25 protein-coding genes and 1 riboswitch are annotated in these 26,822 nt (G+C 71.5%); of the genes, 7 read left to right on the top strand and 18 right to left on the bottom strand.

Going from position 1 to position 26,822, the window contains the following annotated elements:
• Window positions 1-6: 6 nt before the first annotated feature.
• The 3 genes from JIX56_RS38645 to JIX56_RS38635 all read right to left on the bottom strand — a co-directional run bounded on the left by JIX56_RS38645 (window position 7) and on the right by JIX56_RS38635 (window position 3,604).
• On the bottom strand, window positions 7-843 hold the full coding sequence (locus JIX56_RS38645) for a polyprenol monophosphomannose synthase (RefSeq protein ID WP_257547699.1): 837 nt from the start codon (window positions 841-843) through the stop codon (window positions 7-9).
• Window positions 844-1,445: 602 nt separating this feature from the next.
• Window positions 1,446-3,050 carry an amidohydrolase gene (locus JIX56_RS38640; RefSeq protein WP_257547697.1) on the bottom strand — a complete coding sequence of 535 codons (1,605 nt, stop codon included), beginning with the start codon at window positions 3,048-3,050 and terminating at the stop codon, window positions 1,446-1,448.
• Window positions 3,051-3,163: 113 nt separating this feature from the next.
• The gene (locus JIX56_RS38635) at window positions 3,164-3,604 is read right to left on the bottom strand and encodes an Lrp/AsnC family transcriptional regulator (protein ID WP_257547695.1); all 441 of its coding nucleotides are present in this window, start codon (window positions 3,602-3,604) and stop codon (window positions 3,164-3,166) included.
• A 268-nt stretch (window positions 3,605-3,872) separates the two neighbouring features.
• Here JIX56_RS38635 and JIX56_RS38630 point away from each other — a divergent pair, with 268 nt between their 5' ends.
• Both JIX56_RS38630 and JIX56_RS48170 read left to right on the top strand, forming a co-directional pair.
• On the top strand, window positions 3,873-4,298 hold the full coding sequence (locus JIX56_RS38630; RefSeq protein ID WP_257547693.1) for a hypothetical protein: 426 nt from the start codon (window positions 3,873-3,875) through the stop codon (window positions 4,296-4,298).
• Between the two features lie 234 nt (window positions 4,299-4,532).
• Window positions 4,533-4,829, top strand: coding sequence for a hypothetical protein (locus JIX56_RS48170; protein ID WP_443031942.1), 297 nt, complete (start codon window positions 4,533-4,535; stop codon window positions 4,827-4,829).
• Here the strand turns inward: JIX56_RS48170 and JIX56_RS38625 are convergent.
• Window positions 4,792-6,000, bottom strand: coding sequence for an acyl-CoA dehydrogenase family protein (locus tag JIX56_RS38625; protein WP_257547692.1), 1,209 nt, complete (start codon window positions 5,998-6,000; stop codon window positions 4,792-4,794). The genes JIX56_RS48170 and JIX56_RS38625 overlap by 38 nt on opposite strands.
• Before the next feature lie 359 nt (window positions 6,001-6,359).
• Between JIX56_RS38625 and JIX56_RS38620 the strand changes: the two genes are divergently transcribed.
• On the top strand, window positions 6,360-7,616 hold the full coding sequence (locus JIX56_RS38620) for a glycoside hydrolase family 18 protein (RefSeq protein ID WP_257547690.1): 1,257 nt from the start codon (window positions 6,360-6,362) through the stop codon (window positions 7,614-7,616).
• 84 nt (window positions 7,617-7,700) lie between these two features.
• Here the strand turns inward: JIX56_RS38620 and JIX56_RS38615 are convergent, their stop codons facing one another.
• From JIX56_RS38615 to JIX56_RS38605, 3 genes are all read right to left on the bottom strand, one after another.
• Window positions 7,701-8,360, bottom strand: coding sequence for a TetR/AcrR family transcriptional regulator (locus tag JIX56_RS38615; protein ID WP_257547688.1), 660 nt, complete (start codon window positions 8,358-8,360; stop codon window positions 7,701-7,703).
• Between the two features lie 103 nt (window positions 8,361-8,463).
• Entirely contained in the window at window positions 8,464-8,610 is a 147-nt protein-coding gene (locus tag JIX56_RS38610) for an SCO1431 family membrane protein (protein WP_257547686.1), read from the bottom strand.
• 137 nt (window positions 8,611-8,747) lie between these two features.
• A complete protein-coding gene (locus JIX56_RS38605; RefSeq protein ID WP_257547684.1) occupies window positions 8,748-10,130 on the bottom strand; it encodes a peptidase C39 family protein in 1,383 nt (460 codons plus the stop codon).
• A gap of 174 nt (window positions 10,131-10,304) precedes the next feature.
• On the opposite strand from JIX56_RS38605, the gene JIX56_RS38600 reads away from it, so the two are divergent.
• Complete coding sequence (locus tag JIX56_RS38600; protein ID WP_257547683.1) at window positions 10,305-10,958, top strand: uridine kinase family protein; 654 nt, start codon at window positions 10,305-10,307, stop codon at window positions 10,956-10,958.
• A 433-nt stretch (window positions 10,959-11,391) separates the two neighbouring features.
• The gene (locus JIX56_RS38595; protein WP_257547682.1) at window positions 11,392-13,266 is read left to right on the top strand and encodes an AAA family ATPase; all 1,875 of its coding nucleotides are present in this window, start codon (window positions 11,392-11,394) and stop codon (window positions 13,264-13,266) included.
• A 214-nt stretch (window positions 13,267-13,480) separates the two neighbouring features.
• Here JIX56_RS38595 and JIX56_RS38590 read toward each other — a convergent pair whose 3' ends face one another.
• The 9 genes from JIX56_RS38590 to JIX56_RS38550 form a co-directional block, all read right to left on the bottom strand.
• Entirely contained in the window at window positions 13,481-14,569 is a 1,089-nt protein-coding gene (locus JIX56_RS38590) for a hemolysin family protein (RefSeq protein WP_257547680.1), read from the bottom strand.
• Window positions 14,566-15,909: a hemolysin family protein gene (locus JIX56_RS38585; RefSeq protein ID WP_257547678.1), complete on the bottom strand. Its 1,344-nt coding sequence runs from the start codon at window positions 15,907-15,909 to the stop codon at window positions 14,566-14,568. Before JIX56_RS38585 ends, JIX56_RS38590 begins: the two co-directional genes overlap by 4 nt.
• Before the next feature lie 244 nt (window positions 15,910-16,153).
• Window positions 16,154-16,627, bottom strand: coding sequence for a PH domain-containing protein (locus JIX56_RS38580; protein WP_257547676.1), 474 nt, complete (start codon window positions 16,625-16,627; stop codon window positions 16,154-16,156).
• A 20-nt stretch (window positions 16,628-16,647) separates the two neighbouring features.
• Window positions 16,648-17,505 carry an ATP phosphoribosyltransferase gene (gene hisG / locus JIX56_RS38575; protein ID WP_257547674.1) on the bottom strand — a complete coding sequence of 286 codons (858 nt, stop codon included), beginning with the start codon at window positions 17,503-17,505 and terminating at the stop codon, window positions 16,648-16,650.
• 52 nt (window positions 17,506-17,557) lie between these two features.
• Complete coding sequence (locus tag JIX56_RS38570) at window positions 17,558-17,830, bottom strand: phosphoribosyl-ATP diphosphatase (protein WP_189785148.1); 273 nt, start codon at window positions 17,828-17,830, stop codon at window positions 17,558-17,560.
• Window positions 17,831-17,864: 34 nt separating this feature from the next.
• Window positions 17,865-18,350 (bottom strand): 6,7-dimethyl-8-ribityllumazine synthase, encoded by a 486-nt coding sequence (gene ribH / locus JIX56_RS38565; protein ID WP_257547672.1) that lies wholly within the window; start codon window positions 18,348-18,350, stop codon window positions 17,865-17,867.
• 39 nt (window positions 18,351-18,389) lie between these two features.
• Window positions 18,390-19,688, bottom strand: a complete 1,299-nt coding sequence (locus JIX56_RS38560) for a bifunctional 3,4-dihydroxy-2-butanone-4-phosphate synthase/GTP cyclohydrolase II (RefSeq protein WP_257547670.1) — start codon at window positions 19,686-19,688, stop codon at window positions 18,390-18,392.
• On the bottom strand, window positions 19,685-20,317 hold the full coding sequence (locus JIX56_RS38555) for a nicotinamide mononucleotide transporter family protein (RefSeq protein ID WP_257547668.1): 633 nt from the start codon (window positions 20,315-20,317) through the stop codon (window positions 19,685-19,687). The genes JIX56_RS38560 and JIX56_RS38555 overlap by 4 nt, the downstream gene beginning before the upstream one ends.
• Window positions 20,314-20,934 (bottom strand): riboflavin synthase, encoded by a 621-nt coding sequence (locus tag JIX56_RS38550; protein ID WP_257547666.1) that lies wholly within the window; start codon window positions 20,932-20,934, stop codon window positions 20,314-20,316. The genes JIX56_RS38555 and JIX56_RS38550 overlap by 4 nt, the downstream gene beginning before the upstream one ends.
• A gap of 155 nt (window positions 20,935-21,089) precedes the next feature.
• Window positions 21,090-21,220: riboswitch (FMN riboswitch) on the bottom strand.
• A gap of 494 nt (window positions 21,221-21,714) precedes the next feature.
• On the opposite strand from JIX56_RS38550, the gene JIX56_RS38545 reads away from it, so the two are divergent.
• Entirely contained in the window at window positions 21,715-22,470 is a 756-nt protein-coding gene (locus tag JIX56_RS38545) for an SDR family oxidoreductase (RefSeq protein ID WP_257547665.1), read from the top strand.
• Window positions 22,471-22,502: 32 nt separating this feature from the next.
• Here the strand turns inward: JIX56_RS38545 and JIX56_RS38540 are convergent, their stop codons facing one another.
• On the bottom strand, window positions 22,503-24,035 hold the full coding sequence (locus JIX56_RS38540) for an ROK family transcriptional regulator (RefSeq protein ID WP_257547663.1): 1,533 nt from the start codon (window positions 24,033-24,035) through the stop codon (window positions 22,503-22,505).
• Window positions 24,036-24,206: 171 nt separating this feature from the next.
• On the opposite strand from JIX56_RS38540, the gene JIX56_RS38535 reads away from it, so the two are divergent.
• Window positions 24,207-25,418 carry an MFS transporter gene (locus JIX56_RS38535; protein WP_257547661.1) on the top strand — a complete coding sequence of 404 codons (1,212 nt, stop codon included), beginning with the start codon at window positions 24,207-24,209 and terminating at the stop codon, window positions 25,416-25,418.
• A gap of 81 nt (window positions 25,419-25,499) precedes the next feature.
• Here the strand turns inward: JIX56_RS38535 and JIX56_RS38530 are convergent, their stop codons facing one another.
• Window positions 25,500-26,648, bottom strand: a complete 1,149-nt coding sequence (locus JIX56_RS38530) for a glycoside hydrolase family 6 protein (protein ID WP_257551354.1) — start codon at window positions 26,646-26,648, stop codon at window positions 25,500-25,502.
• Window positions 26,649-26,822 lie beyond the last annotated feature (174 nt).

The following is a 26,822-nucleotide window of genomic DNA, read 5'->3' as shown; positions in this document are numbered from 1 at the left end:
GGATGATCAGCCCCGCTTGTCCTGCCCTGACGTCCTGCTGTCCTGCCCGGGCCCCTTGGCGTCCCGCCCCAGGACCTTGCCGACCCGCTCCCCCACGCCCCACGCCGTGACCCGCCACAGCGCCTCGACGAGGATGTCCCGGCTCATCTTGGAGTCGCCCAGCTCGCGCTCGACGAAGGTGATGGGCACCTCGACGACGTGATAGCCCGCCTTGATCGCGCGGCGGGCCAGGTCGACCTGGAAGCAGTAGCCCTGGGAGGCGACCTCGTCGAGGCCGAGGCCTTCGAGGGTCTCGCGGCGGAAGGCGCGGTAGCCGCCGGTGACGTCCCGGACGGGGACGTCCAGCAGGACACGGGAGTAGAGGCTGCCGCCGCGGGAGATGAACTCGCGGGACTTGGGCCAGTTCACCACGCGCCCGCCCGGCACCCAGCGGGAGCCGAGGACGAGGTCGGCGCCCTTGAGCGCGGTCAGCAGCCGGGGCAGTTCCTCGGGCTGGTGGGAGCCGTCGGCGTCCATCTCGATCAGTACGCCGTAGCCGTGCTCCATGCCCCAGCGGAAGCCCGCGAGGTAGGCGGCGCCGAGCCCTTCCTTGCCCTTGCGGTGCAGCACCTGGACATGGTCGTCCCCGACGGCCAGTTCGTCGGCGAGCTTGCCGGTGCCGTCGGGGCTGTTGTCGTCGGCCACCAGGACGTGCGCTTCGGGAACGGCCTTCCGCACCCGGCCGACGATCGCCTTGATGTTCTCCGCCTCGTTGTAGGTCGGGATGATCACCAAGGCCGTGCCGAGCGGGCCGAACCGCCTCTCCTGGCCTTCCGCCGCGAGGGTCCCGTCGCCGTCGTTCACTGCTGCCCCTTCATGTCCGTACGCAGGGGACCACCATAGTGGCCACGGCCTGCGATGGAGTGTCGGCTGGTGTCCAGAGGAGTGTCGATTCAACAAGGGGTGTGCGGAAGCGCGCCCTGAGTGGCCTGTGCGCCGCCACAGAACACATCTCGTACCAACGCGGAAAGGACTCCCGATGCCGTCCGCGGATTTCCTCCGACTGCGGATGGGGGCCCGGCGCCCTTCGGGCCGACCTGGGACCCGCTGGCTGCGGGTCGACCGAAAGCCGTTGTCTACTGAGCGTCCGGGCCCCACCCGGGTCACACCTACCGACCGAGCCGGAACGTTCCCTCGCCGGAGCGCGAACCCTGGGCCTGGCTCCCAGTGGCGGTGCGCCGGTGCGGCACACCATCCGTGACCCAGAGGCGCTTCGACGACCGCGCGGAAGTTCCCCGGTCGGACGTCCGGTGGTGGACCCGGCAGAACCTACCCGCCACCTGCGGCCAGCTGTCAACTGCCGTTTGACCTGCGGAGATTCCCTCAAACGCCTGGTCGGCGGGCAGGACCCGCAGGTCGAGCGTCGCGCCGACGAACCATGATCGGATCCACCCGGCCCTCGCAGATCACTCGCCCGGCCGTACGAAGACCGTCCGCCCCGCGACCACGGTCCGCAGACAGACGGGCAGGTCGGTGCCGGGGCTCAGATCGGGCAGGCCGGGGGTACCGGAACGGGGGTCGGTGGACCAGCGGGCGACGCGGTCGTCGGGGGCCTGGACGACGAGTTCGCCGGTGCGCCACACCGCGTAGTCCGCGGGCGCGCCCGGTACGAGGACGCCCGCGTCGTCCCGTCCGATCGCCCGCCAGCCGCCCCGCGTGTGCGCCGTGAACGCGGCGCGCACGGACACCCGGTGCTCCGGCGTGCGGTGGAAGGCCGCCGCGCGGACGGTGCCCCATGGGTCGAGAGGGGTGACCGGGCTGTCGGAGCCGAAGGCCAGCGGTACGCCGGCGCGCAGCAGGGCCGCGAACGGGTTGAGGGTGCGGGCGCGGTCGACGCCCAGCCGCTGGGCGTACATGCCGTCCTCGCCGCCCCACAGCGCGTCGAAGGCGGGCTGGACGGAGGCGGTGAGGCCGAGTTCGGCGAAGGCGGCGACGGTCTCGGGGGTGAGCATCTCGGCGTGCTCGACGCGGTGCCGGGCGGCCCGCACACGGACCAGGCCGACTTTCTCGGCGGCCGCGCGCACGCCCTCGACCACCGACGTCACCGCGGCGTCCCCGATGGCGTGGAAACCCGCCTGGAGGCCCGCCTCGGTGCAGGCGACCACATGGGCGGCGACCGCTTCCGTGTCCAGGTACGCCGTACCGGTGTGCGCGGCGTCGGCGTACGGCTCGTGCAGACACGCCGTGTGCGAGCCGAGGGCACCGTCGACGAAGAGGTCGCCCGCGGCGCCGACGGCCCCGAGGGCGCGCGCCTTCTCCACATCGCGCTCCGCCCAGTAGCCGACGACGCGCGGGCCGGGCTCCTCGGCGGCGAGCCGCAGCAGCCCCGTGAAGTCGTCCTCGGAGGAGATCTCCGGGCCCGCGCACTCGTGGACCGAGCCGATGCCGAGCGAGGCGGCGCGGGCGAGGGCGGCCCGCTGGGCCTCGGTGCGCTGGGCGGGGGTGACGGCGCCGAGCGCGGTGGCGCGTACGGCGTGGTGGGCGTCGCGGGTGAGCGGGCCGTCCTCGAAGGCGTCGGCGCCCGGGACCAGGTCGAGCAGGGCGGTGGTGACGACCGCCGAGTGGACGTCGATCCGGCTGAGGTAGAGCGGACGGCCGCCGGTGGCCTCGTCGAGTTCGGCGCGGGTCGGCGGGCGGCCGCCGGGCCAGCGGGCGGCGTCCCAGCCGTGGCCGAGGAGGACGCGGTCGTCCGGGCGGGCGGCCGCGAATTCCCGTACGAGAACGAGGGCGGCGTCCAGGGTGGGGGCCGTGGAGAGGTCGAGGCCGGTGAGCGCGAGGCCGGTGGCGGTGGTGTGCACATGGGCGTCGGTGAACGCCGGGGTGACCAGGGCTCCTTCGAGGTCGATCACCTCGTCGACGCCGGCCGCGAAGGCGTCGGCGGCGCCCTCTGAGCCGACCCAGGCGATCTGGCCGTGCTCCACGACCATCGCGGTGGCGAACGGGTCCGCGGGGCTGTGGACTTCTCCACCGCGCAGCAACACGGTCTTCGACGAGGCGGTGCGATCACTCATGGAGACAGTTTCGCGTGCGTTGGCTGCCGCGTTGCACCAGGGCCGTCGTTTCAAGGCACCCGGCACTGTCGACTGTGCCCACCGCCCCGCCCTGCGGAACGATCGCCCGCCCGTCAGATCCTCGGCGGCCTGGCCTCGTACGGCGTCGACAGCACCACCGTCGTCCGTGTCGACACCCCCGCCAGGGACCGCACCCGTGCCAGCAGTTCCTCCAGCTCGTGGGGGGTCGCCACGCGGACCTTGAGGATGTAGTTCTCGTCGCCGGCGACGCTGTGGCAGGCCTCGATCTCCGGGACGCCGGCGAGGCGTTCGGCGATGTCGTCGGGGGCACTGGGATCGAAGGGTTTGACCGAGATGAAGGCGGTCATCGGCAGCCCGACGGCCTCGGGGTCGACGACCGCGGCATAGCCCCGGATGACGCCACGCTGCTCAAGTCGGCGCACACGCTGATGCACCGCCGACGTGGACAGGCCCGTGGCCTTGCCCAGGTCGGTGTAGCTCATCCGCCCGTCCGCGACGAGCAGCTGCACGATCTGTCGGTCCAGCTCCTCCATGGCGCAAGAACCTACAGGGCGGTTGATCTCCTCCGATACCTGAGCGGTGCAGCTCATGCCCGGTTCGTGATGTGGCGGAGAGCGGCCCGTGAGCCATACGGGTGACAGCGCCGCGGCACTCGGCACCTGCGGGCGGCATGTGACGAAGACCACAGTGCCCGAACAGGCTGCGTGATGATCTCGCGATTACCGCCGAGACGGGGCGGGAAGTGCTTGCTGTGGTCGAGGCCGCAGTGCCTACACGGCCCAGCCCGAGGGGGAGAATCCCATGCAGAGTCTTAAGCGCCCTGGTCGTACCGCACCCAAGCGTCTCCAGGCGGTCATCGAGCCCGAGCCGGAGGGCGTCGAACCGGACGACGAGTTCGACGCGTACGACACCTTCGAGATGTACCGGGTGATCTGCCCGGACTGCGCCCAGCCCATCGCCCTGCTGTCCGACGAGGACACCCTGCCGGAACACGCGCTGGTCGTGTCGCCGTGGAACCCGTTCGGGCTCACGGTCTGCGCCGGTACGGGCCGTTCGGCCGGTGACGCCCGGCCCGCGGACGAGTCCGTCGAGCCGCAGGAGCAGGACACCGCCCTTCTGTTGACGCTCCCGCAGGGCCTCGACTGGCGGACACAGCCCTTCTCGCACGTCGGCGGCCCGGGCTCGCGCCCGATGCGCGTGCCGGTGATGCGGCGTCAAGCCGCCTGATTCCAGGGCAGGTTCGGCCTGCGGCGTCCGTGCTCTCTCGCTGAGCCGACGCGGCCGTACCGGAGGATCCGCTCCCAGCAGTCGCCCCGCACCATGGCGTCACGCACGCTGCCATGGTGCAGGTTCGGCGCGTCCGGCGGCCGGGGCTCGTCATACCCCGTTCGGCCCTGTCGCGAACTCAGGCGCGATTCCCGGGAGCGGTGACCGGCCCGCCCTCACGCGCGTTGGCCCGGTATGACTCCTACATTCTCGGTGGCCGGACGTCGGCGTCACGTGTTCGTGCCGGCTTCGGCAGAATCGCTTCCGCAGAGGCAGACCGCACCGCAGGACCCGCCGATCTACCGGGCCCTGATGCGGACTTGGGCCGACCGGGGCCGCACCTTGCCGGGACGTCACGATCCGGAGTGGGTCCGACTGGCGACGCCGCCGAGCGGCATCAACCAGTTCGGCACCACCCCGGACACCTCCGCGCCCGACTCCTTCCGCGGCTCCTTCAGCGTGACTCGGGCCCCGCGAGGTGACGGGCGATGACCATGCGCTGGATCTGATTGGTGCCCTCGACGATCTGGAGCACCTTGGCCTCGCGCATGTACCGCTCGGTGGGGAAGTCCGCCGTGTAGCCGTACCCGCCGAGGATCTGGACGGCGTCCGTGGTGACCTTCATCGCGGTGTCGGTGCACAGCAGCTTCGCCATGGCCGCCTGCTTGGAGAAGGGCCTGCCCGCGTCGCGGAGCCGTGCGGCGGACAGATAGAGCGCCCGGCCCGCCTCTATCCGGGTCGCCATGTCCGCGAGCATGAAGCGCAGTCCCTGGAAGTCGGAGATCGGCCGCCCGAACTGCTGCCGCCCGGTGGCGTAGGCGACCGCCTCGTCCAGGGCAGCCTGGGCCACGCCGATCGCGCAGGCCGCGATGCCGAGCCGCCCGGAGTCGAGCGCGGACAGGGCGATCGCGAAACCCTGGCCCTCCTCCCCCAGGCGCCGACTGCCGGAGACGCGCACCCCGTCGAAGTGGAGCTGCGCGGTGGGTGAGCCCTTCATGCCCATCTTCTTCTCGGGCGCCGCCGCGCTCAGCCCCTCGGCGTCGCCGGGCACCAGGAAGGCCGTGATGCCCCGGGAGCCCTCGCCGCCCGTGCGCGCCATGACCGTGTAGAAGTCGGCGATGCCGCCGTGGGTGATCCAGGCCTTGGTGCCGGTGATCAGCCAGCCTCCCCCACTCTCGGCTCCGCTCGAGCGGGAGGGACCCCCATCGTCCCGGACGGCCTTCGTCCGCAGGGACGCGGCGTCCGAGCCTGACGACGGCTCGGAGAGGCAGTACGCGCCGAGCAGACGGCCGCCGAGCATCGACGGCAGGTGCTCGGCCTGCTGCTCCTTGGTGCCGTAGTTGGCGAGGGCGTGACAGGCGAGCGTATGGACGCTCACGCCGAGGCCGACGGTGAGGCGGGCCATGGCGAGCTCTTCCAGGGCCTGGAGATAGACCTCGTACGGCTGGTCGCCGCCGCCGTATTCCGAGTCGTAGGGCAGGCCGAGCAGTCCCGACTCCGAGAGCAGGCTGAAGAGCTCGCGCGGGAAGCGACCGGCTTCCTCCTCCTCGGCCGCGTACGGGGCGATCTCCCGCTGTGCGATCTCGCGGACGAGCGAGATCAGATCCCGGGCCTCTTCCGTGGGCAGTTGACGGTCCACCGGCTGCGGCGCGCGGTCTGACATGGCGACGCTCTCCTCCCTGTCGGGCACTGCGGCGGACACGCACCGGGGATGAAGTGGTGCCGCCGGGTCTCACGTGCCACAGCCGACGATCCTCCTCCGGATCACGGAAGCCGCTGATCAGCGGTGGTGGCGCTTGGAGTATGCCCGATCCGGAGCAGCGAGTCACCAGTTAACGACCGTTCATTAGGACACATTCGACGGCCCGCCGCACCCTCGCGGGAATTGGTCCGAACCATTGACCCCAATGGTCTAGTCCTCTACGGTCTCCCCCAACAACGCGTCACCGCGTTCATGCCAATCGGCACAGCAGGGTCCAGGCAGCACCTTCCCCGCCACGCTCCCCCTCCTCCGGAGTCACGATGCTCAGACCGCACAGCTCCCGCGTCCCCGTCAGACCCCTCGTCGCCGCCACGTGTTGCGCCGCCCTCGGCGCCGGACTCCTCGCCGGAGCGGGCACCGCGACCGCCACGCCCGCGAAGCCGGGCCCCAAGCCCCACGTGGCCGACGCGACCAACGCGGCCGACTCCAAGGTTGTCGGCTACTTCATCGACTGGGGCATCTACGGCCGCCAGTACTACGTCAAGAACATCGAGACGTCCGGCTCGGCGAAGAAGCTCACGCACATCAACTACGCCTTCGGCAACGTCGTCGACGGCAAGTGCACGATCGGCGACGCATGGGCGGACACCGACAAGCCGTTCACCGCAGAGGAGTCCGTGGACGGCGTCGCCGACACCGCCGACCAGCCACTGAGCGGCAACTTCAACCAGCTGCGCAAGCTGAAGAAGCTGCACCCCGACCTCAAGATCATCTGGTCGTTCGGCGGCTGGACCTGGTCCGGCGGCTTCGGCGAGGCGGCGAAGGACCCGGAGGCCTTCGCGAACTCCTGCTACGACCTCGTCGAGAACTCCCGGTGGAAGGATGTCTTCGACGGCATCGACATCGACTGGGAGTACCCCAACGCCTGCGGCCTGACCTGCGACACCAGCGGCAGCGAAGCCTTCGAGGACATGATGGCGGCGCTGCGCAAACGATTCGGCAAGAAGGAGCTGGTCACCGCGGCGATCACGGCCGACGCCAAGCCCGGCGGCAAGATCGACGCGGCGGACTACGCGGGCGCCGCGAAGTACGTCGACTGGTACAACCCGATGACGTACGACTACTTCGGCGCCTGGGACGCGACCACCGCCCCGCACTCACCGCTGTACCCGTACCCGGGCATCGCCGACAAGGCGTTCAACACCGCCGCCACCATCAGGAAGCTGAAGGGCCTCGGCATCCCGTCCTCCAAGCTGCTGCTCGGCATCGGTTTCTATGGGCGCGGCTGGACCGGTGTCACCCAGTCGGCGCCCGGCGGCACGGCGACCGGCCCGGCGGCGGGGACGTACGAGGCGGGCTACGAGGACTACAAGGTGCTCAAGGCGACGTGCCCGGCCAACGGGACGGTCGGCGGCACCGCGTACGCCAAGTGCGGTGACGACTGGTGGAGTTACGACACCCCGCAGACCATCAAGGGGAAGATGGCCTACAAGAACGCGCAGGGCCTCGGCGGCACGTTCTTCTGGGAGCTGAGCGGCGACACGGCGAACGGTGAGCTGATCAGGGCGATCAAGTAGCCGCCGCGACGGGGGACTTGGGGTGGGGGTCGGTCGGCGGACCCCCACCCCGAGTGCGTTGCCCGGATGTCACCGCCGCGGAGTTCAGATGTCCCGGCGGGCGGGCTCCGGCGCGAGATAGGCCGGGGCGAGCTCCTCGATGGCGCGCAGCGAGCCGCCCAGCATCTTGACGAGCAGGTCGCGCATGGTGTCGCGGGGCAGTTCCGGGCGGTCGATCCAGTCGAGGGTGGCGCCCTCGACCGCGCACACCCAGCCGAACAAACCCATACGGGCCACCGGTTCGATGTCGCTCCTGCCGTACGCGCCCTCGGCGATGGTGGCGACGATCGCCTCGCGGACGCCGTCCCGGATGGCGTGCACCTGGGCGTCGAAGCCGACGCCGCCGCTGACGATCGTGCGGTACGCGGCCTGGTTGTCCTCCGCGTAGCGCAGATAGCCGTCTATGGTGCGGTGCACCCGCTCCACGGGCGGCAGTTGGATGCCGCTCGCGGCGAACGTGATCAGATCGGCCACCGAGTCCTCGACGATCGCGAGGTAGTAGCCGCGCTTGGACTTGAAGTAGTAGTAGATCAGTCCCTTGGCCACGTGCGCCTGCCGCGCGATGTCGTCCATCGACAACGTGTCGTACGACGTGTCGGCGAACAACTTCCGCCCGATGGAGATGAGTTCGGCGCGGCGAGCTAACGAGCGGTCGGTGCCGCGGGCCCGCGGCGGTTCGACACCACGCTGTTGACTACTATTCAATTTCGGTCCTGGTCTCAACTGCCAGCGGGACAACCGCAGTATGGCAGACCCTCACCACCAGCTTGTTCGACTCTGATCGACAGAATCGAGCCGGGGAATCAGGTCACAGCAGACCCAGCTGGGTCACCAGCATCGCGACCACCACGACCAGGGTCCAGCCCATCACATGCTCGACGATCTTCGGGCCGTCGTCCTTGGGGCCGCCCGTGCGGCTGTGGACACGGGTGGTGGTGGCGGAGGTCGCGGTCATGGCAGCTCGCTGGTGTGGTCGGCGCGCGGTGGGTTCCCCCCACCTTTGCGTCCACCTTGCCACCGCACGGGCGGTTCACGGCCGAGAGCTTGGTCACACGACGGCGCGGCCCCCGGAATGCCGGGGGCCGCATGGCGTCAGCGCACTCCCACCGCCGCGAGCGCCGCGCGCTGGCGGGCCGTGGGCCGTGCCGGGAAGTACAGATAGCAGACACCGCCGGTGCCGGAGACGACCTTGCCGGCGGCGTTGTACCGCTTGGTCCGCAGCCAGATGTTCTCCCACTCGCGCCGCCGGTAGATCCGGCGCACCGCCTCGTTGGTCGGCGAGTTCGGGTCGTTGGCGATGACGTCGCCGTCGGCGGTGAAGCCGATCACCGTCATCAGATGGCCGGCCGTGCCGTAGCCGGCCCCCGTCAGCTCCTCGGCGAGGAACGACTGGGAGGTGATCGCCGGGATGCCCGCCGCGATCAGCGTCTCCAGATCGGTGAGCGAGCCGAGCCGGGTCACCACGCCCTGGAGGTCCTTGTAGGTGGCGGCGTACGCGGCGTTGAAGGGCCAGTTGCCGCAGCCCTCGTACTGGTAGTCGTAGGTGAACCGCGCCGCGTGGCAGACCTGCGGGTCCGCGTACGCCGGATCGACCCAGGCCAGGTCCGCGGCGCTGGGCTTGCGGCCCCAGAACTCTATGATCATCTGCGAGGAGGTGGGGCTGCACCAGGCCTCGCCACCGTTGTCGTACTCGGGGTACTGGCCCTTGTGGGTCTCCTGGGAGTAGCGCGGGACGTTCAGCTCCCGCGCGAGCCCGGGGGTGGACGCCGGGACCGTGAAGCGGTCGGGGACGTCGGAGCCCATCGCGCCCAGCCGCCACACCGTGGGGGTGAGCCGGGTGCCGGGCGTGCGGTACAGGGTCAGACGCAGCCGGTACGAGGCGAGGCGCAGGCCCGTGGCCGGGTCGTCGATCGCGAAGGTGTCGGTCCAGATGCTGCTCTTGCCGTCCTCCTGGCCGTCGACGGAGGTCCGTCTGATGTCCTGGTCGCCTGCCGCCCACCGGCCCAGGACGTACCAGGGCGTGTCCGTGCCGTCGGAGTACGTGCCCCGCAGCTCGATCTGGACCCAGGTTCCGTCGGGGGTGTGCGCGTTCCAGGACGCGATCACCTCGGTGGCGGGCACGGCGAGCCGGTGGACCGGGGAGGTCCAGGTCGCGTACTCCCAGGCGGCCGTCCGCCCGGTGTGCGGGTCGGGGTAGTCGGTCGTGCCGACCGGCACGTCGATCACCAGCCCCGGCCGCTCCCCCGCCCTCGCCCGGGTGCCCTTCGCACTGCCCGCGCGCCAGTCGGTGTACGAGGTCCAGAAGTGGTTGTCCGCGAAGCGTTCCGGCGCTCGCGCGGGGCGGACGGGGGCCTCGCCCCGGCCGCTTGTCGTGTCGGCTGCCGCCGGGCCCGCCGATCCACCGGCCGCCGCGGCGGCGGTGGCGACGGCTGCGGCCAGGACGGTCCTGCGGGACGGCTCGGAAAGGCTCGTCATCTGCGGGTGACCCCCAGTGGTCCGGAAGGAACGGTTCAGACGCACGGCTGTTCGCCAACTATGGACGCCGGGCCACGACTTCTGCCAGCACCTCGCGCCTCGCCACGCCCGCCAATATTGGTCGACACCACTGGCGCACTCCAGGGGCGCCCGTCCCGGTGTTTCAATCCGGGTATGCACGCCTCTCCCGCCCCCGCGGACCCCACCGTCGACGACCTCGCCGCCCGGCTGCGGCTGCTGCCGCCCTCCTGCGGGCCGGTCCGGCTGGTCGGGGTCGACGGGCACGCGGGTTCCGGGAAGAGCACCTTCGCCGGACGGCTGGCCGACGCGCTCGGCGGCGCCCCGGTGCTGCACCTCGACGACATCGCCACGCACGAGGAGCTCTTCGCGTGGACGCCACGACTGCTGGATCAGGTGATCGAGCCGCTGCGGCGCGGGGAGAGCGCGCGCTATGCCCCGTACGACTGGAGTGAGCGCGGTTTCGGCCCCGCGCGCGTCCTGCCGGCCGCGCCCGTGATCGTCGTGGAGGGGGTCGGCGCGGGCCGGCGCGCGCTGCGTCCGTATCTGGCGCGGCTGATGTGGATGGAGTTGCCGGACGAGGAGGCCTGGGCGCGTGGGCGCGCGCGGGACGGGGCGGAACAGAGTGATTTCTGGGTCGGCTGGGTCGAGGCGGAACGACGGCACTTCTCCGAGGATCCTTCTCGGCCGTTCGCAGATCTTCTGATTCGGCCGGGACACATGGGGTACGAGGTGCTCACGGGACCTGCGACGACTCCCGGATCGGGGCCGCACCTCACTCAGGGTGACGGACCATCCGCAATGTGCTGAACTTGTGAAGAGCCCCGTCCGAGAACTTCCTCGAGTGCCTCAACTCGGCTTGACCGGGGGGCCGTACAGGACTTACGTTCTCAATGTGCGGCCATTCGATGCCGCCCAGAGACGCGAAGCCCCCGGTTGTTCCCCCGTGATCGGGGGCTTCGTTCTGTCTTCTTCCGGTTTTCCGGAACGGCTGAGACACGATTCCTTCACCCTCGGTCACCGTCCGCAATGCGCCCCGTCTGCTCCCACCTCGTCAGACGAGGGCTGCGGCACCCTTCGAAGGGCGACCGACCCGCAGGTACGATGCCCAAGGTGCGACCTTCGGACGGCTGCAGCAACGCACCGACGCAACTCCCGTCCGCGGCACAGCGGTTCGACGAAGGCTGCCGACGGGCACCGGCCCGTTCGGTTTCCAACGGGGGCACGGTTTGTGGGGGACGTGATGGACTTCGGCTCGCGGGGCCCCGAGGCTCCGGCCGACCTCGCCTGGCTGCGAGGCGTGGACGCCTACACGATGGGCGCCTATCCGCAGGCGGAGGAGGAGTTCCGCGCCGCGGTGCGGATGGATCCCGGGATGGCCGACGGCTGGCTCGGGCTGCACGCGCTGCGGGTGGACACGACGACCGCGCTGCTCCGGATGTTCCGGCACCGGGAGCGCTTCGGGGAACAGCGCTCACGACACCGGCGCACCCTCAACTCCTGGTACTGGCTGGGCTGGTGGGTGCAGCCGGTGCTGGAGAGCCCGCGTGATCTCCTCCTCGCGCACGCCTCGCACTGGCTGGACGGGCGCCATGTGCCCGAGCTGGACCGGGCGCTCGCGGGGCTGCCGCCGGTCGACGCGGACCACCAGGTGCGCTTTCTGCACGCCTGCCGCGCCTATCTCGTCAAGGACTGGGAGCAGCTGGTCCGGCACACCGATCCGCTGCTCGACGATCCGCTGCTCGGGATCGAGGCGGGCCTGTTCGGCGGGATGGCCCGGGTCCGTCTGGAGACCTACGGGCAGGCCGAGCCGCTGCTCTCCGCCGCGCTGATGCGATGTCGCAGCGAGCAGCCGCAGCGCAAGGAGCTGCGGTACTGGCTGGCGCGCGCCCATGAGGGCACCGGGCGCAGCGCCGCCGCACTGCCGCTGTATCGGGCCGTGCACCGGGTCGACCCCGCCTTCATGGACACCTCCGCGCGGCTCGCGGCGATCGCCGAGGGGGACGGGTACGACGACGACGCGAGCGACTTCGCGGCGATAGCGCTCGCCGGGATCGGACAGGACGTGCTCGACGGGGACGGGCTGGAGCCGTTCTTCGACGCCGACGGACGTGATGTGAAGGTCTCCGATCCCGGACTGCCACCGCCGGGCGGGCTGCCGCCCGAGGCCGGTGACACCTTCGTACGGGAGAAGTCCGTGGCGCCGGTGGAGCCGCTGCCGCTGCCGGCCGGGCCGACGGATCCGGAGCTGCTGGAGGAGGCGCTCGCGGAGCTGGAGCGGATGGTCGGGCTGGAGCCGGTGAAGCGGCAGGTCAAGGCGTTGTCCGCGCAGCTGAACATGGCGCGGTTGCGGGCGGGGCAGGGGTTGCCCGTTCAGCCGCCCAAGCGGCACTTCGTCTTCTCCGGGCCGTCCGGGACCGGGAAGACGACCGTGGCGCGAATACTGGGCCGTGTCTTCTACGCGCTCGGGCTGCTGGGCGGGGATCACCTGGTGGAGGCCCAGCGCGCGGACCTCGTGGGCGAGTACCTCGGGCAGACCGCGGTGAAGGCCAACGAGCTGATCGACTCGGCGATCGGTGGTGTGCTGTTCGTGGACGAGGCGTACTCCCTGTCCAACTCCGGGTATGGGAAGGGCGACGCGTACGGTGACGAGGCGCTGCAGGTGCTGTTGAAGCGGGCCGAGGACAACCGGGATCATCTGGTCGTGATCCTCGCGGGCTATCCGGAGGGCATGGACCGGCTGCTGACCGCGAACCCCGGTCTGTCCTCCCGCTTCACGACCCGCGTCGACTTCCCCTCCTACCGGCCCCTGGAGCTGACTTCCATCGGCGAGGTTCTCGCCGCCGAGAACGGCGATGTCTGGGACGAGGAGGCCCTCGACGAGCTGCGCTCCATCTCCGGGCACGTCGTCGACCAGGGGTGGATCGACGAGCTCGGCAACGGGCGGTTCCTGCGGACGCTGTACGAGAAGAGCTGCGCGTACCGGGATCTGCGGCTGTCGGGGTATCCGTCGATTCCGACCCGGGACGATTTGTCGACGCTGCGGCTGCCGGATCTGATGCAGGCGTACGGGGAGGTTCTGTCGGGGCGGGGGCCGCAGGATCCTTCGGCGATGTGAGTGGCGGGCGTCCGGGTTTTTTCGCCCCCGCCGCCCCTACCCGTCCCATCCCCAGGGGCCGCGTGCCCCTTCGACCCCCGTCAAAGACTCGGGGCTCCGCCCCGGACCCCGTTCGCGCAGTTCCCCGCGCCCCTATTGAGGGGCGCGGGGAACTGCGCGAGAAGCACCACCCACCCGCAGCCGAACAACCGGCCCGGGGGTCTGGGGGGCGGAATCAGCTCGCCAAGGCCTCCTCCGGGGTTTCGCTGCCCCTCGGCTCCGTCACCCGGACCGGTGGTGGCTCGCGGTGGGCCGGGTCGCGGACTTCGCCGACCAGGAGTTCCAGGACGTCCTCCAGGGCGACCAGGCCCAGGACCTTGCCGGAGGCGTCCGCCACCTGGGCCAGATGGGTGGCGGCGCGGCGCATGACCGTCAGCGCGTCGTCCAGCGGCAGCTCGGCGCGGAGGGTCGTCATGGGGCGCCAGATCTGCTGGGGGACGGCGCGGTCGGAGTCCTCCAGGTCGAGGACGTCCTTGACGTGGAGGTAGCGGCCCATGAAGGCGCCGTTCTCCGCGACCACCGGGAAGCGGGAGTAACCCGTGCGGGCGGTGAGGGCCACGACCTGGGCCGGGGTCACCGAGGGCACCACCGTCACCAGGGAGTCCCGCTTCAGCAGGACGTCCGTGACCGGGCGGGAGCCCAGCTCCAGCGCGTCCTCCAGGCGTTCCTGCTCCTCGGGGTCGAGCAGCCCGGCCTGGCCGGAGTCCTCGACCAGCCGAACCAGTTGGACACTGGTGAAGACGGCCTCGACCTCGTCCTTGGGCTCGACGTGGAAGAGCTTCAGGACGAGGCGGGCGCAGGCGCCGAGGCCCACGGTGACCGGCTTGCAGAGCCGGGCGAAGGCCACCAGCGCCGGGCTCAGCCACAGCGCCGTCTTCTCCGGCGCGGCCATCGCCAGGTTCTTCGGCAGCATCTCGCCGACGACGAGGTGCAGGAAGACCACGGCGGCGAGGGCGATCACGTACCCCAAGGGGTGGATCACGCCGTGCGGCAGATGGATCGCCTCGAACACCGGCTCCAGCAGCTTCGCCACCGTCGGCTCGGCCACCGCGCCGAGCGTCAGCGAGCAGACGGTGATGCCGAACTGGGCCGCCGCCATCATCTGCGGCAGGTTCTCCAGGCCGTAGAGGACCTGGCGGGCCCGTGCGGTGCCCAGCGGTTCGATCTGGCTGCGGCGGACGGAGACCAGGGCGAACTCGGCGCCGACGAAGAAGCCGTTGGCGAGGACGAGGAGCAGGGCGAACAGGAGTTGGAGCACGCTCATCGGGCCGCCTCCACCACGGCGAGGGGTTCCGTGGCGGCAGCGGTCCGTACGAGTCGTACGCGCTCTGCCCGGTAGTGCCCGACCTGCCGTACCGCCAGGCGCCAGCCCGGAAGTTCGGCCTTGTCGCCGGGCGCGGGGATACGGCCGAGCAGGTCGGCGACGAGGCCGGCGACCGTCTCGTACGGGCCCTCCGGGACGTCGAGGCCAATGCGCTGGAGCACGTCGACACGGCAGCTGCCGTCGACGTCCCAGGCGGGGCGGCCGTCCTCGGGCGGGGCGGCGGCGAGTTCGGGCAGGTCGTGCCCGTCGTGCTCGTCGCGCACCTCGCCGACCAGTTCCTCGACGATGTCCTCGAGGGTCACGACCCCCGCCGTACCGCCGTACTCGTCGACGACGACGGCGATGGGCTGCTCGCTGCGCAGCCGGGCCAGGAGCGGCTGCACGGGCAGCGTCTCCGGGACGAGCAGCGGGGGCTTGGCGATGCGGGTGACCGGGGTGTGCAGCCGGTCGTGGGCCGGGATCGCGAGGGCGTCCTTGAGGTGGACCATGCCGACGATCTCGTCGATCCGCTCCCGGTAGACGGGGAAGCGGGACAGACCGGTGGCGCGGGTCAGATTGACCACGTCCTCGGCGGTGGCCGACGACTGCAGGGCGCTGACCTTGACGCGGGGCGTCATCACGTTCTCCGCGGTCAGCTCGCCCAGGGAGAGGGTCCGGACGAAGAGGTCGGCCGTGTCCTGTTCCAGGGCGCCGGCCTGGGCCGAGTGCCGGGCGAGGGAGACCAGTTCGCCCGGGGTGCGGGCGGAGGCCAGCTCGTCGGTGGGCTCGACGCCGAAGGCGCGGACCAGGCGGTTGGCGACCGCGTTGAGGCCGGCGATGACCGGGCGGAAGAGACGGGAGAAGACGTGCTGGGGGCCCGCGACGAAGCGGGCGACCTGCATCGGCTTCGACACCGCCCAGTTCTTGGGCACCAGCTCGCCGATCACCATCTGCACGGCGGAGGCCAGCAGCATGCCGACGACGACGGAGACTCCGGAGACGGCGCCTTCGGGTATGCCGATGGCGGTGAAGGGGCCGTGGAGTATCTCCGCGAGCGCCGGTTCGGCGAGCATGCCGACGACGAGGGAGGTGATGGTGATGCCGAGCTGGGTGCCGGAGAGCTGGAACGACAGCTCCTTGAGCGCGTCCACCACCTTGTGGGCCCGGCGGTCGCCCTCGGCCGCGGCCTTCTCGGCCTCCGGCCGCTCGACCGTCACGAGGCCGAACTCGGCCGCCACGAAGAAACCGTTGGCGAGGATCAGCAGGAACGCGGCTCCGAGGAGCAGCAGGGGGATGGTCATGCCGCCGCCTCGATATGCGGGGAGGGGGCGGCGCAGGTACTACAGGACGATCCGTCCATCGCTGGAGGGAGTCACTCCTCGAATAGCAGGGAGCCTCCGCTTTCCGGACCGGAACAGCGGAGGCGGAGGCGCAACGAAAACACCTCCGCCAACAGATTAATCAAGACATGGGCGGTTACGGCAGGGGCGACGGCCATGAGTCGGCCCTGATCTTGCTCGGAGTCGTCCCCCAAGCGGAAGCGGATCAGCCCTGACGCTGTTCGGGCTCGGTGACCGAGCGGGCCTCCACCAGCGCCCGCAGGGCCCGGGCGTCCTCGATGGCGCGCTGCTTGGCGATGCCGGGCTGGATGCCGAGCGCGGGCAGGCTGGTGCCGTCGGTGAGGTCGAGGAAGACCCAGGGGTCGCCGACCCGCAGGTTCACCTGGACGATCTCCGCCCAGCCGAGGTGCCGCTTCCCGGCGATGTTGACGACGGTCACACCGGACTCGTCGGCGACCACCTTGGGCCGGGACAGCATGCACAGCACTCCGGCGAGCATGGCCGCCGTGAAGACGAAGCTGAGCCGCTCCCCCGGGCCGAGCGTCGGCAGCAGCAGCGCGACCACCGTGATGACCACGAAGATCGCGCCCGCCGCGGTCAGCAGCACGGCCCGGGTGCGTCCCGGCCGAAAAGTGACGGGCAGGGCGGGCAGAGCGGGGCGGGCGGACTGGTCCGACATGGTGTACGACTCCCCGGCCGTCAGAGGCGGCAGGCGTGGATGGCCGTCGTCAGGATGGCCCGGGCACCGATGTCGTACAGGTCGTCCATGATCCGCTGGGCCTCCTTGGCCGGGACCATGGCGCGCACGGCGACCCAGCCCTCGTTGTGCAGCGGCGAGACGGTCGGGGACTCCAGGCCCGGCGTGAGGGCGACGGCCTTCTCCAACTGCTCGACGCGGCAGTCGTAGTCCATCATCACGTACGTCCGGGCGACGAGGACGCCCTGGAGGCGGCGCAGGAACTGCTGCACCTTGGGCTCGTTCTCCGAGGAGGTGTCGGCGCCGACCCGGCGGATGACGATGGCCTCGGACTTCATGATGGGGTCGCCGAAGACCTCCAGGCCCGCGTTGCGCAGCGAGGTTCCGGTCTCGACGACATCCGCGATGACCTCGGCGACGCCCAGCTCGATGGCGGTCTCGACGGCGCCGTCGAGGTGGACGACGGAGGCGTCGATGCCGCTGTCGGCGAGGTGCTTGGCGACGATGCCCTCATAGGAGGTGGCGACCGTCATGCCCTTGAGGTCCGCGATGCCGTTCGCCGTGCCCGGCTTGGTGGCGAAGCGGAAGGTGGAGCGGGCGAAGCCGAGCGGCAGGATCTCCTCGGCGTTGGCGCCGGAGTCGATGAGCAGGTCGCGGCCGGTGATGCCGATGTCGAGGCGGCCTGAGGAGACGTAGATCGCGATGTCGCGGGGGCGGAGGTAGAAGAACTCGACCTCGTTCTCCGGGTCGACGATCCGCAGCTCCTTGGACTCCCGGCGCTGCTGGTAGCCGGCCTCATGCAGCATCTCCCCCGCAGGGCCGGAGAGGGAACCCTTGTTGGGGACGGCGATGCGCAGCATGAGGCGAGCTTCCTTCGTTCGGTTCTGTACGGAGTTGTGTGCGGGGTACGGCTCAGAGGTGGGCGTACACGTCGTCCAGGGAGATGCCGCGGGCGACCATCATCACCTGGACGTGGTACAGCAGCTGCGAGATCTCCTCGGCGGCGGCTTCCTTGCCCTCGTACTCGGCGGCCATCCAGACCTCGGCGGCCTCTTCGACGACCTTCTTGCCGATGGCATGGACGCCCTTCTCGACCAGTTCGGCGGTGCGGGAAGTGGCGGGGTCGCCGTGGGCGGCCTTCTGCTGGAGCTCGGTGAAGAGCTCCTCGAACGTCTTCTTGGACATGGTGAGGCTCAGCCTACGCGCTACCGACTGTGCCTCAGCGCCAGGGTTCGGATACTGAGCGGAGGGTGGCGGCGGTCGCCACGGCCGCCGTCACCGCCTCGTGCCCCTTGTCCTCGTTCGAGCCCTCGATGCCCGCGCGGTCCAGGGCCTGTTCCTCGGTGTCGCAGGTCAGCACGCCGAAGCCGATGGGGACGCCGGTGTCGACGGAGACCTGGGTGAGGCCCTGGGTGACGCCCTGGCACACGTACTCGAAGTGGGGGGTGCCGCCGCGGATGACGACGCCGAGGGCGACGATCGCGTCGTAGCCGCGGCCCGCGAGGACCTTGGCGACGACGGGGAGCTCCCAGCTGCCGGGGACCCTCAGGAGGGTCGGCTCGTCGATGCCCAGGTCGCGCAGGGCGCGCAGGGCGCCGTCCACGAGGCCGTCCATCACCTTCTCGTGCCACTGGGCCGCGATGACCGCGACGCGCAGGTCGCCGCAGTTGCGTACGGACAGTTCGGGTGCGCCCTTGCCGCTCACGTTGCTCCTTGGTTCTTCTGCATCTCGTACTCGCTGGTGTTACTGGTTGCCGCAGGTGGACGCGGTGGTCGTGTCCAGCCAGGGCAGGTCGTGGCCCATCCGGTCCCGCTTGGTGCGCAGATAGCGGAGGTTGTGCTCGCCCGCGCGGACGGGCATCGGCTCGCGGTCGTTGACGTCGAGGCCGTGGCGGACGAGGGCCTCGGTCTTCTCGGGGTTGTTGGTCATCAGCCGGAGGCTGCGGACGCCGAGGTCCTTGAGGATCTGCGCGCCGGCGCCGTAGTCCCGGGCGTCGGCGGGCAGGCCCAGTTCCAGGTTGGCGTCGAGGGTGTCGTGGCCGAGTTCCTGGAGTTCGTAGGCGCGCAGCTTGGAGAGCAGTCCGATGCCGCGTCCCTCGTGGCCACGCAGATAGACGACCACGCCCCGGCCCTCGGTGGCGATGCGTTCGAGGGAGGTCTGGAGCTGGGGGCCGCAGTCGCAGCGCAGCGAGTGGAAGATGTCGCCGGTGAGGCATTCGGAGTGGACGCGGACGAGGACGTCCTCGCCGTCGCCGATCTCGCCGTGGACGAGGGCGACGTGCTCGACGCCGTCGACGGTGGAGCGGTAGCCGTACGCCGTGAAGTCACCGAAGGCGGTGGGGAGTTGGGTCTTCGCCTCGCGCTTGACGGTGGGCTCGGAGGAGCGGCGGTAGGCGATCAGGTCCTCGATGGAGATGATCGTCAGGCCGTGCTTGCGGGCGAACGGGATCAGCTCGGGCAGCCGCAGCATGCGGCCGTCCTCGCCGGCGATCTCGACGATGGCACCGGCCGGCCGCAGGCCCGCCAGGCGGGCGAGGTCGACGGCGGCCTCGGTGTGGCCGTCGCGCACGAGCACCCCGCCGGACCGGGCGCGCAGCGGGAAGATGTGGCCGGGGCGGACGAAGTCGCCCGGCTCGGCCGTGCCGCTCGCCAGGAGCTGGAGCGTCGTGGTGCGGTCGGAGGCGGAGATGCCGGTGGTGACGCCGTGCTGGGGAGCGGCGTCGACGGTGACGGTGAAGGCGGTGCGCATGGACTCGGTGTTCTGCTGCACCATCTGCGGCAGTTCGAGCCGGTCCAGTTCGTCGCCCTCCATGGGGGCGCAGATCATGCCCCGGCACTCGCTCATCATGAAGGCGATGATCTCGGGGGTGGCCTTCTCGGCGGCGATGACGAGGTCGCCCTCGTTCTCGCGGTCCTCGTCGTCGACGACCACGACCGGGCGGCCCGCCGCGATGTCGGCGATGGCCTGCTCGATGGGGTCGAGCCCGAAGTTCGCGGTGTCTTCGGCGTAGTCGGTGCTGTACAGGATCGGCGCCGTGGTCATGCCGGGGCTCCTTCCAGGGTGGGCTTGCGGGAGCGCAGCCACCAGTCGCGCATGCCCCACAGGACGAGCGCGCCGTAGATGATGTAGACGAAACCGGAGAAGGCGTAGCCGTTGGCGAAGTTGAGCGGTACGCCCACGAGGTCGACCAGCAGCCAGGCGAACCAGAACTCGACCATGCCGCGCGCCTGGGCGTACATGGCGACGATGGTGCCGGTGAAGATGTACGCGTCCGGCCAGGGGTCCCAGGACAGGGTCGGGAAGGCGGTGAAGAGGGCGCCGACCGCGAGGGTGCCGAGGACGGCGCCGCCGATGAGGAAGCCCCGCTCGCGCCAGGTGGCGAAGCGCGGGGCGATGGCGCCGTCCGCCGTCCGCCCCTTCGTACGGTTCCACTGCCACCAGCCGTACGCGGCGACGGCCATGACGATGACCTGCTTGCCGGCGCTGCCGGTCAGGTGGCCGGCGAAGGCGCCGAAGAGGATGAGGCCGGAGAGGAACTGCACGGGCCAGTTCCACAGGGAGCGGATCGCGCCGAGGGCGAGGGCGATCAGACCCAGGATGTTGCCGATCATGTCCGACCAGAGGATCTGCTGGCCGAAGGCGGTGAAGGCGACGGTGTTCAGCGAGTTCACTGCCCCGCCCCTCGTGTGCTCGCCGCCCCCTGGTTGCCCAGCAGCCGCTCGACGTACTTGGCGATGACGTCGACTTCCAGGTTGACCGGGTCGCCGGGCTGCTTGCGGCCGAGCGTGGTCAGGTCGAGGGTGGTCGGGATGAGGCTGACGGTGAAGTAGTCGGGGCCGGCGTCGACGACGGTGAGGCTGATGCCGTCGACGGTGATGGAGCCCTTCTCGACGACGTACCGGGTGAGGTCGGCGGGGAGCGAGATCTTGACGATCTCCCAGTTCTCGGACGGCTTGCGCTCGATGACCTGGCCGGTGCCGTCGACGTGGCCCTGCACGATGTGCCCGCCGAGGCGTTCGCCTACGGCCATGGGGCGTTCGAGGTTGACGCGGGAGCCGACGGTGAGGGCGCCGAGGCTGGAGCGTTCGAGGGTTTCGGCCATGACGTCGGCGGTGAACCAGTCGTCCTCGTGCTCGACGACCGTGAGACAGACGCCGTTGACGGCGATGGAGTCGCCGTGGCGCGCGCCCTGCGTGACGACGGGGCCACGCAAGCGGAAGCGGGAGGAGTCGCCGAGGTTCTCGACGGCGGTGACTTCACCCAGCTCTTCGACGATTCCGGTGAACACTTCCCGGGTCCTCCTGCCTCGTAAGGGCACGGACTCCGGGGCTGTCGAAGACGACAGACATGAGCGGACAGTGGCACAGGGAGCGACGCCGCGTAAGGCCCACCCCTGACGAGGTAGGCCAAAAACAGACGGCGGCGCGCACGTATGCCCGCCCGCCGCGCACTGCCTCCCATCCGGACTTTAACCGTCGGTCCAGGAATTTCACCTGGTCAACCGGCCGCTGGAAGCGACCGGGTCGCGGACTGTAACCGCCGGTTCGGACTTTCACCGACCCCGGAGTGCGCTGCTTCTGGTACACGGCCAGTGTGCCACGCCCGATCGGCACCCATGCGAGTGAGGGCTGTGGGGTGGCTCACAGGCCGTGTCACTGGACTTCCACAGCGGACACCGACGGGTTTCGGCTATCACTGACCATGGGTCAACTTCCGTGCCACCCACCCCACTCGAAGCGGTCCGGACCCATTGACCTGCTTGGTCTAGTCCTTTTAAAGTCTGGCGGCGCGGTACCCGCCTCGAACGGCCCGGCGGCGGTGACGACGGCCCTTGCCCCGCCGCCGGGTCCCACCTCCCTGCGACCACCACCGCCGACGAGTGCGTGAGGACGTGCGGGTCGGGGTGAACCCGGACAAGCTGGTGTTCGCGGGACGGCAGCCGGCCGGCGGGTGACCGCGCACCGACCTTCATCGCCGCGGTTGTCACATTCCACGGGGGCCGCCCCGTCGTAGCTGCCGTAGGGCGTCTCCGGCCGGGAGCGCCAGGCGTACGAAGGGGATGGACAGCATGACCACGATCCTGGTGACCGGCGGCACCGGCGTCCTCGGCCGGCCCGTCACCGAGCGGCTGCGGGCGGCCGGGCACGACGTGCGGGTGCTCAGCCGGCACGCGCAGCCGTACGCCGTCGATCTCGTCGCGGGCGGCAGCGGGCTGGACACGGCCGTGGCGGGGGTGGACACGATCGTGCACTGCATGACCTCGCCGCGCGGGGGTGACGAGAAGGCGACGGCGAACCTGATCGCGGCGGCGCGCCGGGCCGGGGTGCGGCACCTGGTCTACATCTCGATCGTCGGCGTGGACCGGGTGCCGTTCCGCTACTACCGGTCCAAGCTGGCCGTCGAGCGGCTGGTCGAGGAGTCGGGGCTGGGCTGGACGACCCTGCGCGCGACCCAGTTCCACGACCTCCTCGTGATGCTCTTCCAGATCCTCGCCAAGCCGCCGGTCATGATGCTGCCCGCCGGGGTGAGCGACCAGCCGGTCGCCGTCGCCGAGGTCGCCGACCGCCTGGCCGAACTGGCCGTCGGCGCCCCCGCCGGACGCATGGACGACATGGGCGGACCCGAGATCCTGACCTTCCCCGAACTGGCCCACGCCTACCTGGCGGCCACCGGCCGTCGGCGCCGCCTGCTGAACGTGCCCCTGTTCGGCAAGGCGTACCGGGGCTTTCGGGACGGGGGCCACCTCACGCCGGAGCGGGCCGTGGGGAAGGGGACCTTCGGGGAGTATCTGGCGGAGCGGTTCGGGAGCACGAAGGGGCGGTGAGGGGAGGCACCGAGGCACCGAGGACCTTGCGGTCACCGAGGCGCCGGTGCGAACAGTTCGTCCTGAGCCGCTTCCCGGGCCATGAGCAGCGCGCCCCGCAGAACGGCGGCCCCGCCGAGGCCGCTGGGCCGGACCTCGGTCGGCAGCGGCGACATGGCCGTCAGCCGGGCCTCCACGCGGGCGGCGAGGACGTCCCCGCCGGCCTGCCCGACCTCACCGCCGAGCACCACACAGCCGGGGTCGAGGACAGCGACGACGGAGGCGGCGCCTATGGCGAGGCGGTCGGCCAGGGCGTCGAGGAAGCGGGCGTTGGGGTCGGCCGAGGGGGCGGGTGCCGCCGAGGGGCGGGTTCCGGGCGGCGAAGGATGCGTTCCGTCCGCCGATGGGCTCCCGGCCTCTGCCGAGAGCTTCCGCGTCTCCGCCGAAAGGCACTCGCCCCCCGCCGCCCCGCCCACCGTGCCTGTCGAACCGCCCACCGCGCCCGCGGAGCCGCCCGCCAAGCCCGTCGAACCGCCCACCGCGCCCACCGAACCGCCCACCAAGCCCGCCGAACCGCCCACCGCGCCCACCGAACCGCCCACCAAGCCCGCCGAACCGCCCACCGCGCCCACCGAACCGCCCACCGCGAGGCCCGGTCTATTCGCCGAGGCAGCCGCCCAACCCCCCGAAAGCCCCGCCACAGCCGCCCGTACCAACGCGGCCGCATGCGGCTCGTGTCCCTCCCCGGTGGCCGTCACTCCGTGTTCGGCGGCCAGTGCCGCCACCGCCGCGGCGCCGCCGAGGGAGTGGAAGCCGCCCTCGCAGTCGGTGGCCGACGGGATCGCCGTCGTGCCCGGGACGGGGAGGAAGCCGATCTCGCCCGTGCCGCCGGAGGCACCCCGGCGGAGGTGGCCGTCGAGGACGACGGCGGCGCCGGTGCCGAGGCCGAGCCAGAGGAGGACGAAGGTGTCGCGGTCGCGGGCGACGCCGTCGCGCTGTTCGGCGAGGGCGGCGAGGTTCGTCTCGTTCTCGACGAGGACCCGCGCCGGGAGGCGTTCGCCGAGGGCCGCGACCAGGCGGCGGTGCCATTCGGGGAGGCCCGTGGAGTTCCGGAGCTCGCCCGTGGCCGGGTCGATCAGGCCGGGGGCGCCGATCGCCACCGTGTGCAGCCGGTCGGCGCCCGCCTCCTTCGCGGTGCGCTCCACCAGGGTGACCGCCTGCTCCACCGCGGGCCCCGTGCCCGTGTCGTCCGCGATCGGGACGGACGCCCGCGCCAGCTCCGTACCGAGCAGGTCGGCGACGACGACCGTGACGCCCTCCGTGCGCACATCGAGGGCGGCGAGGTGCGCCCGGCCGGCGACGATGCCGTAGAGCCGGGCGTTGGGCCCGCGCCGCTGCTCCCCCGACTCCCCCACGACCTCGATCAGCCCGGCGGCCCCCAGGCGCTCCACGAGGTCGGCGACCGTGGGCCGGGACAGGCCGGTGAGCTGCTTCAACCGCCCTGCCGTCAGCGGCCCTTCCTGCTGCAGCAGCCGCAGGGCGAGCCGGTCGTTGATGGCCCGGGCGGTGCTGGGTGATGCGGGCATGCCGGGATCCTCCCAGATCGGCGACGCCGTACGGCCTGTGGGCCTCGGACGCGACTCCCTATCTATCAGGCAGGGTTCCTGATAGTTTACGCGGCGCGAGCGGAGGCCGGAGGCTGGGGGCCACCGACAGACCCGGGTCCAGGAGTTCCGGGGAACCAGGGAGGGCGGAGAATGAGCGCGGTGGTCTACGAGCAGCGCGAGGTGAGGCGGGCGCGGTACGCCGTGGCGGCCGTGTTCGCGGTGCACGGTGCCGTCACCGGCTCGTTCGCGACGCGCGTGCCGTGGATCCAGGACCATGCCGGGGTCAGCGCGGGCCAGCTGGGTCTCGCGCTCGCCTTCCCGGCGATCGGGGCGTCCGTGGCGATGCCGCTCGCGGGCCGGATCAGCCACCACTTCGGCGCCCGTACGGCGCTGCGCGGGCTGATCTCGCTGTGGACGATCGCGTTGATCCTGCCGGCCCTCGCGCCGAGTCTGTGGACGCTGTGCCTCGCACTGTTCGTGTACGGCGCGACGGCGGGCATGGCGGACGTGGCGATGAACGCGCTCGGCGTCGAGGTCGAGAACCGTCTGGGGAAGTCGATCATGTCGGGCCTGCACGGCATGTGGAGTGCGGGCGCCCTGGTCGGCTCGGCGGCCGGCACTCTCGCCGCCCACCTGGGCTCGGACGCGCGGCTGCACCACGCGCTGGCGGCGGCCGCGCTCACGGTCCTCGGTCTGGTCGCCTGCCAGTGGGTGCTGGACCTCAGGCCCACCGAGGACGAGGAGCCGCCGCCCCGGTTCGCGCTGCCGCCGAGGTCGGCGCTGCTGATCGGCGCGGTCGGGTTCTGCGCGGTGTTCGCGGAGGGGGCGGCGCTGGACTGGTCGGCGGTCTATCTGCGGGACCAGTTGGCGACCTCTGCCGGGCTCGCGGCGGCGTGCACCACCGGTTTCATGCTGACCATGGCGCTGGCCCGGATCGCGGGCGACGCGGTGGTCAACCGATTCGGCGCGGTCCGCACCGTACGGGCGGGCGGGGTCCTCGCCGCGCTCGGCGGTCTGCTGATCGTCGTCGCGAACGATCCGGCGGTCGCGATGTCCGGCTTCGCGCTGATGGGCCTGGGCATCGCCGTCGTCGTACCGCTCTGCTTCGCCGCCGCCGGCCGCAGCGGGCCGAACCCCAGCCAGGCCATCGCGGGCGTCGCGACCATCACGTACACCTCCGGGCTGGTCGCGCCGAGCGCGATCGGCGGTCTGGCAGAGCTGACCAGCCTGGTCGTGTCGTTCGGCCTGGTGACCGTGCTGGCGTGCGGGCTCGTCCTCTTCGCGGGCGTGCTGCGGCCCGGCGAGCGGGACCGCCCGCGGGTCGATCGGCCGGGCGTGGCGGTCCCCGACCCCAAGGCCTGAAGTGGTCCCGGGCGGACGCTCAGTGGGTGCCGTGCGCGTGGCCGACCGGCCCCGATCGCCGACGTCCGCCGCCGGGGCCTCTCACCCCCGCGCCAGCTCGTACGCGTACCCCGGGGAGAACGCCCCCGCCCTCCCCCGGCACCCGTCGGACTCGCCCGGCAGCTTGACCCACAGGTAGGCGTCGACGCGGGGCTCACCGGTGTCGAGGGTCGGTGACCGGCCGAGGCCGCGGCCGGCGGGGTCGCACCATGCGCCGTCGGGCGGGGCACCGTTGCCGTTGCGGCTGGTGTCGATGACCGCGCCGAGGCCCGCGGGGCCGCCGAGGGCGTCGAGGACCCGGCGGGTATAGGCGGCCTCGGCGTCGGTGGGGTTGAAGTTGGACACGTTGCTGAAGACGCCGTCGGAGCCGTCGGGCGAGGCGGCGCCCGCCTGACGCAGGAGTGCGGCCTGCTTGTCCGGCGCGTTCCATTCCGAGTGCCCGGCGTCGTAGTAGACGCGGGCGTCGGGGTTGGCCGCCTTGATGACGCGGCCGGCGCGGGCGAGCGAGGCGAAGCGGTCGGCGCGGGCGCCGGCGGAGAGGCAGTCGGACTGGGCGATCGCGTCCGGCTCCAGGATCACGATGACGTCGTCCGAGCCGAGCCCGGCGGCGAACGCGTCGATCCACGCGTCGTACGCGTCCAGGGTCGACGCCCCGCCCTGCGAGGCCCCGCCGCAGTCGCGGTCCGGGATCGCGTACGCCACGAGGACCGGCACCCGCCCCTGCGCGGCGCCCCCGGAGGCGACCGCCGCGACCTGGGAGGTCGTGGTGGCCGGGGTCGGGTCGGTGAACCAGACGGCGGCCGGCCGCTCGGCGATGCCGGCCTCGATGACGGCGCTGCGCGGGTCGCCCGGGTTGTCGCGCACCCAGTCGAGGACCTGGGAGTCGGGGTGGCGGTAGAGCTCACCGGAGTCGGTCACGGGTTCCGTCCGCGGTTCGGTCTTCTCCGCCGAGGGCCGCACCCTGGCCCTCTTGGAGGGGGCGGGCGACTTCGAGGGCGACGGCGGGGGCGAGGTCCTCGACGGGGAGGGCGAGCCCGGCGTCGACTCGACCGGATCGGCCGGATCGGACCGAAGACCCGGCGAGGGGCTCATCAGCGGTCGGGCCTCGTCGGCACCTCTGTCGCCGTGCAACGCGGTCACCATCCCGGTGACGGTGCCGACGACGGCCACGACCGCCGCGGCGGCCACCATGGCGCCGCGCCGCGCCGCCCGCCTGCGTTCGGCTCGGCGTGCGGCCAGACGCTGGGCGCGTAAGCCTGACACGTGGTGCTCCCCCCTGCTCCCCGGACCGAAGCCCCCCGGCTTCCCGGCACTTCCCGTCGCGCCCGCGTTACCCCGTTCCGGGGACGCGCCGGGCACGGCGGC

The sequence above is a fragment of the Streptomyces sp. CA-210063 genome, assembly GCF_024612015.1.
In the GTDB taxonomy this organism is placed as follows: Bacteria; Actinomycetota; Actinomycetes; order Streptomycetales; family Streptomycetaceae; genus Streptomyces.
This window is presented reverse-complemented; position numbering and strand designations above follow the sequence as displayed.